This window comes from Thermostichus sp. MS-CIW-40, from assembly GCF_054058315.1.
On the sequence record NZ_JBSSAC010000069.1, the window covers coordinates 1 to 10,412 of the forward strand.

At 59.9% G+C, this 10,412-nt stretch carries 10 protein-coding genes; 4 read left to right on the forward strand and 6 right to left on the reverse strand.

The window, feature by feature from the left end:
* Nucleotides 1–37: 37 nt before the first annotated feature.
* From ACVWXF_RS13685 to ACVWXF_RS13705, 5 genes are all read right to left on the reverse strand, one after another.
* On the reverse strand, nucleotides 38–190 hold the full coding sequence (locus tag ACVWXF_RS13685; RefSeq protein ID WP_457474669.1) for an EAL domain-containing protein: 153 nt from the start codon (nucleotides 188–190) through the stop codon (nucleotides 38–40).
* 225 nt (nucleotides 191–415) lie between these two features.
* Nucleotides 416–1,804: an MFS transporter gene (locus ACVWXF_RS13690; RefSeq protein ID WP_457474670.1), complete on the reverse strand. Its 1,389-nt coding sequence runs from the start codon at nucleotides 1,802–1,804 to the stop codon at nucleotides 416–418.
* Nucleotides 1,805–1,883: 79 nt separating this feature from the next.
* Nucleotides 1,884–2,624, reverse strand: coding sequence for a Uma2 family endonuclease (locus ACVWXF_RS13695; protein WP_011432178.1), 741 nt, complete (start codon nucleotides 2,622–2,624; stop codon nucleotides 1,884–1,886).
* A 40-nt stretch (nucleotides 2,625–2,664) separates the two neighbouring features.
* Nucleotides 2,665–4,050, reverse strand: coding sequence for an aspartate ammonia-lyase (locus tag ACVWXF_RS13700; RefSeq protein WP_414421493.1), 1,386 nt, complete (start codon nucleotides 4,048–4,050; stop codon nucleotides 2,665–2,667).
* 41 nt (nucleotides 4,051–4,091) lie between these two features.
* Nucleotides 4,092–4,403: a hypothetical protein gene (locus tag ACVWXF_RS13705; protein ID WP_457474665.1), complete on the reverse strand. Its 312-nt coding sequence runs from the start codon at nucleotides 4,401–4,403 to the stop codon at nucleotides 4,092–4,094.
* Between the two features lie 310 nt (nucleotides 4,404–4,713).
* On the opposite strand from ACVWXF_RS13705, the gene infC reads away from it, so the two are divergent.
* The 4 genes from infC to raf1 all read left to right on the forward strand — a co-directional run bounded on the left by infC (nucleotide 4,714) and on the right by raf1 (nucleotide 9,041).
* A complete protein-coding gene (infC, locus tag ACVWXF_RS13710) occupies nucleotides 4,714–5,220 on the forward strand; it encodes a translation initiation factor IF-3 (RefSeq protein ID WP_457388865.1) in 507 nt (168 codons plus the stop codon).
* Between the two features lie 15 nt (nucleotides 5,221–5,235).
* The gene (gene bcp / locus ACVWXF_RS13715; RefSeq protein WP_011432174.1) at nucleotides 5,236–5,700 is read left to right on the forward strand and encodes a thioredoxin-dependent thiol peroxidase; all 465 of its coding nucleotides are present in this window, start codon (nucleotides 5,236–5,238) and stop codon (nucleotides 5,698–5,700) included.
* A 126-nt stretch (nucleotides 5,701–5,826) separates the two neighbouring features.
* Nucleotides 5,827–7,773: a serine/threonine-protein kinase gene (locus ACVWXF_RS13720; RefSeq protein WP_457474666.1), complete on the forward strand. Its 1,947-nt coding sequence runs from the start codon at nucleotides 5,827–5,829 to the stop codon at nucleotides 7,771–7,773.
* A gap of 164 nt (nucleotides 7,774–7,937) precedes the next feature.
* Nucleotides 7,938–9,041 carry a RuBisCO accumulation factor 1 gene (gene raf1, locus ACVWXF_RS13725; protein WP_457474667.1) on the forward strand — a complete coding sequence of 368 codons (1,104 nt, stop codon included), beginning with the start codon at nucleotides 7,938–7,940 and terminating at the stop codon, nucleotides 9,039–9,041.
* An 86-nt stretch (nucleotides 9,042–9,127) separates the two neighbouring features.
* Here the strand turns inward: raf1 and proB are convergent, their stop codons facing one another.
* Nucleotides 9,128–10,243, reverse strand: a complete 1,116-nt coding sequence (gene proB / locus ACVWXF_RS13730; protein ID WP_457474668.1) for a glutamate 5-kinase — start codon at nucleotides 10,241–10,243, stop codon at nucleotides 9,128–9,130.
* Nucleotides 10,244–10,412: the final 169 nt, after the last annotated feature.

The window sequence follows — 10,412 nt, forward strand, 5'->3', positions numbered from 1 at the left end:
CTCCGTCCCGCTAACGCGAATGGAAACAAACAGAATGCTATCGCTGCATAGTTGAACAGTGATGTTCAGCAGTGTTCAGCGTAAATGTATCAGGTTTGGCGAAGAAATAGCCCTGGCCGTACTCGCAGTTCAACAACCTCATTAAGTGCAGTTGCTGTAGGGTTTCGATCCCCTCGGCAGTGACATCCATTCCCAGGCTGCGGGCCAAGGTGATGATCAGGCAATGGTCTCGGCATTTTCTTCATTCGGCCCCCAGCGCGAGATGAAGGAGTGATCGATTTTCAGGCCATTTTTTCAGGCCATTGATGAGGTAATCCTGCAGGCCCCTGAGAGAGGAGTAGCCTGGGCCGAAGATCAAAACCCCCGCAATTGCGCCAGTTGCTCTGCCGCTAGAAACCGTAGCCTATTTTGCGGTCTAAGGAGATCTTTCGGTGCTGGGGTGGTATTGTTGCCGTCTTTCTTCCAATTCCATCAGGATCTGCTGATGACGCTGCCGGGTGATTGGGTAGAACCACACCAGCAAGATCCCGCCGATCAAAGCCACTCCCGGTAAGGGGCCAATGGCAACGCGAATGGCCAACAAAGCCGATTCCGGCTGGATGGGCAGGGCCTCTCCGGCCACCGAAGGCACGAAGCCGGCCCAATCCAGAGCTTGCCCCACGAAAAACAGCCCCAGTGCCAAGCCCACCTTTTGTAAGAAGACCATAAAAGCGTAGAAGATCCCCTCCCGCCGCTCCCCGGTTTGTAGTTCATCCAGATCGATCACATCCGGCAACATCGACCAAGGGCCGAGATAGGCTGTAGCAGAAACCCCAATGCCGGCCAACAGAGCCAGCCCAATCATGATCCCCTGCTGGCCGGGCTGGAGAAAAAACAGGCCTGCCTGCGAGATCAGCCAAAACCCCGCCCCGATAAGGTACATGGTGCGCTTGCCCAGATGGGTGCTCAGTTGGGTCCAGCCAAACAGCGTCAGCACTGCGATCCCCTGTACCGCCAGTACCACCAGGGAAATCCACACCTCCGGCAGGCCCATCCAGAAGACGATGAAGTAGGGGATGATCGTGGCCGTGAACTGAAACGCCAGCCAAGAACACAGGTAGATGCCGCTGACAAACAGGTAGGGGCGGTTGCTGAAGGCCACCCGCAGTTGTTGAACCAGGGGCATGGGATCCCGTTGGGATGGATACCGTTCTCGCACCCCCCAAAAACAGATCAGCAAGGGCACAGCCGAGATCACTCCAAAATAGGCTCCCGCCAGCAGATGGCCGGCAGCCCGATCCGGCAGCAGGTTGACCAAGAGCGGAAAGGTAACCACCGCAACCATGCTGCCCCCTACAGAGAAGGCAAAGCGGAATTGATTGAGCTGGGTGCGCTCGTCGTAATCCTGGGTCAGCTCCGCTGTCAGGGAGGCGTAGGGAATATTGGCCGCAGAGTAGAAGGTATTGAACAAGAGCGACACCGCCAGGTAGTAGGCAAACAGGGGGCCAATCCGACCGGGAAAAGGGATCCACCACTGGGCCAGGAACGTGAGGCCAAAGGGGAGGGCTGCAAACAGCAGCCAGGGGCGGCGACGGCCCCAACGGGTGCGGGTGCGGTCGCTGAGAATGCCGATGATGGGATCGTTGATGGCATCCCAAAAGCGAGTGATGGCGTAGATGCTGCCGGCTAGGCCTGCCGACATGCCAACGGTATTGGTGAGAAAGGGCAGCAGGAAAAAGATGAGGATGTTGGCCGTCATGCCTGTGCCCAGATCCCCCACCCCATAGGCCAGCTTCGTCCACAAACTGAGTCGCTGTCTGGTCATCATGTCCCCCTGGAATGCCAGGATTCCAGTGTAGGGGGTAGGTGGAGATTTCTTTTTTGGGGATCCCTGGAAAAGCTGATCAAAATTCAGGGTCTTCTCCCAGTTCCCGTAGCCGCTGGGCCAGTCGTTCGGCTCGGGAGCGTTCCAATTCAGCCCGCTGCCGTTCCAATTCAGCCCGTTGCCGTTCCAATTCAGCCCGCTGCCGTTCTAGTTCAGCTCCCGTAGGCAACAATTGCCCTGCCCTATCATACCAGCGCACCCAAAAGCGTTCTCGCCCCTCGTAGGATCCCCACCACCGACCGATACTCAAGTCCAAATCGGGCAACAGAATTGGGGGATGTTCTCCAGCGCCTGAGCCGGGGAGCAGCTCATAGTGTCCGCCCTGGAGTTGATAAACATTCAGCTCATCGGTCTCTAGCTCGAAGGTGACGTAGTAGGGGATCCGCAGCCGCCTTTCGTAGAGCTGGAATTTGGCTTGTCCGGGTTTTTCTTCCCCCTGGTCGTTGCAGATGATCTCCAAGATGAGAATAGGCAAGATATTCCCTTCATCCCAAACCACATAACTTTTGCGGGCAGTGCCATCCCGCCAACGGGGAACCCCCAGCACCAGAAACAAATCTGGAACAATGACCTGCCGGGGTAGGGCGTAGTAAAGGCCCATATTGCAAGCCACAAAAAAGTCTTGCCGATCTGACCAGTGCAGCAGCAGCGGTTCCCGGAGGAGGGGGTATTGGCGGCCTTGATCCTCGTTGTCCAAGGGGGTGTCGTCTGTATCGGGCAAGTCGTGCTGGGTGGGCCAGCGATAGGGGGCGATGGTCATGGCCAGGCAGGAGCAGTATGCCTCCACTGTAGCGAATGGGTTAGGACTGCATTTGGCTCATCGCCTCCAGATCCAGCACCTTGGCCACCTGTTCCGGGGTCATCAAGTTGCGCTCTAAGACAATCTGCCGAATGGACTGGCCGGTTTCCAAAGAAGCCTTGGCCACTTCTGCAGCTTGCAAATAGCCGATGTAGGGGTTGAGGGCGGTCACCAAAGCCAGCGTCCCTTCTGCGTAGCTACGGCAGCGCTCCGGTTTGGGGGTGATGCCTTGAATACAGCGCTCGGCAAAGACCCGCAGGCTGCTGTTCAGAATCTGCAGGCTGTGCAGGAGGTCATAGGCAATCAGGGGCATCATCACGTTGAGCTCAAATTGCCCCGCTTGGGCTGCGAGGGTGATGGCGGTATCCAGCCCGATCACCTGGAAACAGACCATGTTCAACATCTCGGCTATCACCGGGTTGTACTTGCCAGGCATGATGGAAGAGCCGGGCTGCACCGGCGGCAGTTGGATCTCCTTGAGGCCGGTCTTGGGGCCAGAATCCATCAGCCGCAGGTCGTTGGCCAGCTTGATGCCATCTTGGGCCAGGTTGCGCAGGGATCCCGACAGATGCACAAAGGGGGCCATGCTCTGCATCGCCGCCATGGGGTGGGGAGCAGGGGTGAGGGGCAACTGGGTATACTCTGCCAGCCGTTGCACCACCTTTTGCCGGTACTGGGGATGGGTGTTGAGGCCGGTGCCGACAGCGCTTCCCCCCAGCCCCAAGCTGCACAGGGCCTGGCTGGCCTCCTCAATCCAGCGACGGTGTTGGGCAAAGATGGCCGCGTAGGCGCCGAAGCTATCCCCCAGCCGCACTGGCACCGCATCCTGCAAATGGGTGCGACCGGCCTTGAGGATGCCGCGAAACTCTTGGGCCTTCTGCTCCAGCGCCGCTACCAAATTGTCCAGCGTGCCCAGAAAATCCCGTCGCACCCGCAGCAGGGCAGCCAGACGAATGGCGGTGGGGATGACATCGTTGGTGGACTGGCCGTAGTTGACATGGTCGTTGGGGCTGACCCGCTCGTAGCGGCCCTTGGGCTCCCCCAGGATCTCCAAGGCGCGGTTGGCCAACACTTCGTTGACATTCATGTGGTGAGAGGTGCCTGCCCCTGCTTGGTAGATATCCACCACAAATTGATCCCGCAGGGATCCCTGTAGGATCTCATCCGCCGCTTGGACAATCGCCTTGGCCACCTCTGCCGGAATGCACCCCAGCTCGCCGTTGACCTCCGCCGCCGCCTTTTTAATCAGCACGCAGGCCTCCACATACTCCGGCAGGGGCTTGAGGCCGCTGATGGGGAAGTTCTCCAGGGCACGGGCGGTCTGGATGCCGTAGTAAACCGACTGGGGTAGTTGCCGCTCCCCCATTGAGTCTCGTTCGCTGCGCACCTCAGCCAAGGCTTTTCCTCCCCCGTTCGCGGATCCTTGGGCTAGCTTCCGGCAGCCTTCTCTGAGGGTGTCTCGACGGCTGCAGATAAGTTTTGTAAAGTAGCCTGCAACTGCTGGCCGAGGCGCTCGTTGTTCTCGGCCAAGACCAACACCATGGCCGCACAGGCCAGATGCACCCCCGCTCGAAATTCCGCCGAAGACTTGTACTGGATCAGCGCCTCGCTATCTCCTTCCCGCGGGCTGAGGATGAGCTGAACCGACTTTTGGGCCAACTCTGTCAGTTCCCGTTCCGTTAAACCGAGCTGCACCGCTTCTGCCCTCCCTGCTGACCGACAAACAACCTTTGATCCCATCAGGATCGCCACTTTGGTATCCTACCGCGGTTGTTGCCCCAATCTGGCAGGATCCCCAAGTGAGCGGGCCTTGACAACGCTTGACGGCTCTAGAAAGAGACGGAAAATGCCGGTTAGTATAGGTGCAGCCTGCCTTGGCCTGCGGGCCAGTGGCCGACTTTGATTGGAGAGTCCAAACTCAGGGTTCGGCACTGCTCCGAAGGGGGCTAGTCCTACTTAGCATTTGTCTTGTGTTGTTATTTCGTTGAGAGAGGAAAACTTGACCGTAGAGCGTCCACCTGACCGCTTCCCCCGCAAGCAGCGTGCAGAGCTGCCGGCCATCAACGAGCGCATCCGCTTCCCCAAAATCCGCCTCATCGATACCGACGGCACCCAGTTGGGGATCATGAGCCCGCGCGAGGCCCTGCGCCTGGCAGAAGAAAAAGATCTGGATTTGGTCTTGGTGAGCGAAAAGGCCGACCCGCCCGTCTGCCGCATCATGGACTACGGCAAGTTCAAGTTTGAGAAGGAGAAAAAAGAACGGGAGGCCCGCAAGAAGCAACACACTGCCGAGATCAAGGAAGTGAAGTTTCGCTACAACATCGGCGAGCACGACTACAACGTGCGCCTGCGCAGCGCCCAACAGTTCTTGGGGGATGGAGACAAGGTGAAAGCCACGGTGATGTTCCGCGGTCGTGAGGCCCAGCACGCCGAGTTGGGGGAAGAATTGCTGCACCGCTTGTTCAAAGACTTACAAGAAGTGGCGGAAATGCAGCAGCCCCCCCAAAAGGAAGGGCGAAACATCACGATGATTCTCTCTCCCAAAAAATCGGTCTGAGGAGGGATCCCACCCATGCCCCTTGCCGTTGGGGATCCGGCTCCGGAGTTCACCCTGCCCGATGCCGAGGGCAATCCCATCAGCTTGAGCCAGTTGCGGGGACAGCGGGTGGTGCTCTATTTTTACCCGCGGGACAACACCCCCGGCTGCACCCAAGAAGCCTGCGGCTTTCGGGATGCCTACGCTGACTATCAAGCCCACGGCATCGCCATCTTGGGGGTGAGCGCCGACGATGCCCGTTCCCACCAAAAATTTGCCCAGAAGCTGCAACTGCCCTTCCCCCTGTTGGTGGATGAGGGGGCCAAGGTGGCCAGGGCTTACGGGGTCTATGGGCCGAAAAAGTTCATGGGCAAAGAGTACAACGGCATTCACCGCACCACTTTTGTTATTGATCCGGAGGGGAAGATCGAGGCCGTTATCACCAAGGTCAAGGTGGAAACCCACGCAGCGGAGCTGCTCAAGCAGTTGACCGGCTCTTAGGCTTTCCGGTGGGAGTTCGGCAGACCTGCTGCTGGGCTCGTTGTTCTGGAACCTGAGCCAAGACGGGAACGAAAAGAGCAAAAAAAGATGTAAAGTGCCGGTATTGATTCCTCGTGGGCTAGGGCCGTGTCCCGACGCAGCCGTACCCTCAAGTCGATTCACGACAGCTACCAAATGTTGGGTTTGGCCGGCCAAGGGCAGTACGGGCGTGTATTCTGTGCCCGTCCCCGTCAAGGAGGAGACCTGGTGGCCCTGAAGGAGCTGCCGGCGGAGCGCTTTCCCACCCAAAATCTGCTGCGGGAGCTGCGCCATCTGCTCACCCTCAACCACCCCAACATTACCCGCTGCTACGCCCTCGAACATGCCCGCGAAGGTCGCTACCTGGTGTTGGAGTACTGCGAGGGAGGCACGCTGCGGGAGCTGATCGACCAGGTGGAACAGGGGCTGTGGCTGCCGGTCAAGCAGGTTTTGGGCTTTGTGGATCAGATTTTGGCCGGGTTAGATCATGCCCACCGGCAGGGGGTGATCCACTGCGATGTCAAGCCCGAGAACATCCTGCTCAAGCCCACGCCCCAGGGCTGGCAACTGAAGCTGACAGACTTTGGCATTGCCCGCCACTCCCAGCCTCTTCCCGATGAGATCAGCGCCACCGGATCCCCTGCCTACATGGCTCCCGAGCGCTTCTACGGTCAGTTTAGCCCTGCCTCGGATCTCTACGCGGTGGGGATCATCCTGCTGGAGCTGTTGACAGGCCGGCGGCCTTTTTCCGGATCCCCCGGCCAGTTGATGCACGCCCACCTCAACCAGCCGTTTGTCTGTCCCGAAGGGATCCCTGCCCCGCTGCGGGAGGTGCTGGAGATAGCCCTACGCAAGTTGCCCTTGCGGCGGTTCCGCACTGCTGCCCAAATGCGGTCGGCTTTGGCGGTGGTTGCCCAAGAGTGGCAAGAGCCGGCCAGTTGTTGGGTTGGCCCTCGCCTGCCCAGATGGCCGCCCCCTGGGGTACAGGTTTGGGATCTGCCGGATCTGGGCTCTGTTGACACTGGCGGGATGGAGTTCCTGGCCGAGCAAAAGTTCTGCATCTGCGAGGATCCCAGCGGCTCCAGATCCCCGCTGCTGTTGCGGGTGACCCCCCAGAGGCTGGAATGGCTGGAGCTCCAGAACCTTGCCCTGGGATCCCCTGCTTTGGCCCGTTTTTCCCTGGACGAGCCAATTCGGGCGGTGCTGCCCTTGAACACCTTCCCGGAAGCCCTGGCCTTCTCCCGAAGCAGCCTTTTGCACCTCAGCCCCAGCCGCATCCGCACCTTGCTCAGCTTTGAGGAGGATTGGCAGGCCACCTGGCTGGCAGAGCGACAGGAGCTGGTCTGGGCCACCGCCCAAGAGTTGGGGGCCGTACAATGGCAGCCGGCCACGTCGACAGGAACACAGCCTTTCCCCGATTCCCGCTGTTATTTCCGTTGGCCTTGGCAGGGATCCCTGTCCCGCTTGCTGGCCCTCTCGGAGCATCTGGTTTTGTTGACAGGTGTGGGGCAGCAGTGGGTGGAGATGAGCCTCTTGCCCTATCCCAAGGGACACCATCCCACTGTCGCGACCGGTTGGTCTCTGCAGACGGGATCCCAGCCCGTTCGCTATCGCCTGCCCTTGGATCCCCAAAGGGGGGTGATCAGCTTGGGAGAACGGTTGCTCTTTGCGGCAACAGATGAGGGAAGGGAAGGCCAGCAAGGTTGCTGCCCCTATCTCCACTCGGTGCAGGTGAATCCGCTGCGGGTGCGCCGCTGGTTCTTGAAAGGGCAACCTGTCCAGATGGCCAAGGCCCCTTGGGGCGTGCTGCTGCTGTGTCGAGAGGGCGAGCAATCCACTTCCCTCTGGCTGTACAGTGAAAAAGGGGATCCCTTGGCCCAAGTAGCTGTGCCTAACGGCTCACAGGTGTTGCAGGTGGGCCAAAGAGGCAAGGTTTGGCTGCAAGTGCCCAAAGCAGAAAAGCCCCCCCAGTTCCAGCTTTGGCAATTGGATCTGAACTGCTTGCCGGTGAGCGGACAGCCTTCCCAGGTGATGCTGTGCGACCCAGCGATCTAGAGTTTCGCCAAGGACTCCGTCCCGCTGTCGCGACCGGACTCGGCCAGAACCGCTATCAGCCCTAAGATCAAGTTTGAAGATCAAGTTTGGCCAGATGCCCGGCCAGCTCTGCTGGGCTGTGGACCAGGGGAGTGGTGATCTGTCCAGCCTGTTGGAGAACAAGCATGAGTCAGTATCTGCCGGAACCTTCTGCCGTGGAGGAGGATCCCAGCTTGTTGGTAGAGCGGCTGCGCCGCAAAGAGGGCCGGTGGCTGGATTGGGCCAAGGCCTGTCAAGCTTTGCAACGACAGAAAATGACTCCCCAGGCCATCTTCGAGGCGACGGGGTTTGAGCCCATTCACCAAAACCAGATCCTTGTTGCGGCCCAAGTTTACGAAGGGATAGCCAAAGCAGGAGTCAGCCCAGCAGTTCTGGAGCATTTTGCCCACAAAGGTAGCGATATCCTCTACGAGTTGCGCATTCTCTCTCCACAGGATCGGGTTCGGGTGGCGGAATTTATCTTCAGTCGCCATTTGAATGCCGCTGATGCTCATGAGATCGCCCGCGCCGTGAAAAATTATGCCCAGCTCCAACAGCTTCCGGAAGGGTTTACGGATCACCCCGGCGATGCGGTAGCCTATCAAGCCTGGAGAACGGCCCAGCAAACCCGCGATCTGCAGGAGCGAACTCGGGCTATCGGTCGAGCGTTTCAGTATGTCCACAGTGATACAGCCCGCCGACAGGTGGAGCAGCTCTTGTCCACGATTGCCACCAGCTCCCGCCCCCAACGCAGCGTTTTGCCCAAGCTGTCCGTGTTTCGCTTGGAAGAAGATCTGCCGCGACTGCTGCCGGTGGCCGGATCCCTGCCTCTTGAAACTGCCGCCTGGGAAGGGATCCCCTCCAGCCAGCCCCAAGGGCCCTTTGGCTGGGTCAACAGCCCGGCGGAGCAGACTTGGATGGCCTTGCCTGCTTGGCCAGTGATTCAAAAGGCCGGGGATCCGGTGATCCTTCAGGTGGAAAACCGGCTTTTGGGATCCCTGTTGGGTTTGCCGGTGCCTGCCGGTGAAGAACAGGATCCGGTTTTGCTGGTGGTCGATCGCGCCGCTCGGGTTTGGGAGGGAGCTCAGATGGCGGGATTTTTCCTGGTGGATCGGGCCGGATCCCTGGCGGTGGAGTGGATAGAAGACTCGCCCTCCTCTCCCCTGCTGGGCCAGGTGCTGATGGCCGTGCGCCCCCCGCGGGTTTTCGATGAGGTGCTGGCTCAGGATCCCTGGCAGTTGGAAGAATAGGCGTTGGGATCCCGCCGTTGTAGCCATTCGTGCTAGTGGTGCAGAGCACCGCGCCTGGACTCGCCCCCATGGCCTCACCCATGGCCTCAATTGAGCAAGGCCAAGTTATCCCGGTGGACGGCAGTATCAACCCCTTCGTAGCCCAGGATGCGGGGAATCTCGGCGGTTTTTTTGCCCTTAATCTGCCGCAGCTCCTCGGCGCTGTAGTTCACCAGGCCCCGCGCCACCTCCTGGCCGCTGGAATCGCACAGGCGCACGGCAGCCCCCGCCTCAAACTCCCCAGAAATGGCTGTGATCCCTGCCGGCAACAGCGAGCGCCCTTGCTCGCACACCGCTCGTACCGCCCCCTCATCCAAAGTCAAAGATCCCTCGGGGATGAGGCCGTAGGCAATCCATCGCTTGCGAGCGCTGGCGGGCTGAGGAGCCGGATCAAAGCGGGTGCCGATGGCCTCGCCGGCCAGAATTGCCGGGATCTGCTCAGGCCGTTTGCCATTGGTGATCACCACCGTTACCCCTGCAGCTGTAGCAATTTGAGCAGCGGTCAGTTTGGTGGCCATGCCGCCGGTGCCCCAGCCGCTTTTCCCCTGGGCTTCGGCCTTCACCTGTAGCGGGATCCCGGGCAACACCCGCTCAATGGGCTGGGCAGAGGGATCTCGGTTGGGGTCAGCCGAATAGAGCTTGTCCACATCGGTGAGCAGGATAAGCCACTTGGCCTGCACCATGCTGGCCACTAACGCCGAAAGCGAGTCGTTATCGCCGAATTTCAGCTCCTCCACTGCCACCGTGTCGTTTTCATTGACGATGGGAATAACCCCCATCTGCAGCAGTTGGGCAAAAGTGCGATTGGCGTTCACGTAGCGGCTGCGCTCCACCAGATCGCCGCGGGTGAGCAGCACTTGGGCAATTGGCTGGTTCAGAGCCGAGAAGAGGTCATCGTAAAGGCGGATCAACCGCCCCTGTCCCACCGCAGCCACCGCCTGCTTCTCGGCAATAGCCGTCGGTCGTTGCCGCCAGCCAAGGCGAGCACAGCCCACCCCCACCGCCCCAGAGGAGACCAAGATCACCGCATACCCCTGCCTGCGCAGGTGGGTCAGCACCTCCACCAGCGGCCCCAACACCGAAAGACGCAACAAGCCGGTCTGAGTATCTGTCAGGCTGGAGGTGCCGATCTTCACCACCACCGTCACGTCTGTTGTTGCCATCGCCGCTCTCAACCCATCCTCCCACCCCTCTATTCACCATAGCGCCACCATAGCGGAGTCAAGACGCAGCTGTATTGACCAAAAGGCGCGGCAAGCCCCGTCCTTCAGGGCGGGGAAGGATAGCGCCGACCGTAGCCGACGCCCTTTAAAAACGCAGTGCCGGCCATGT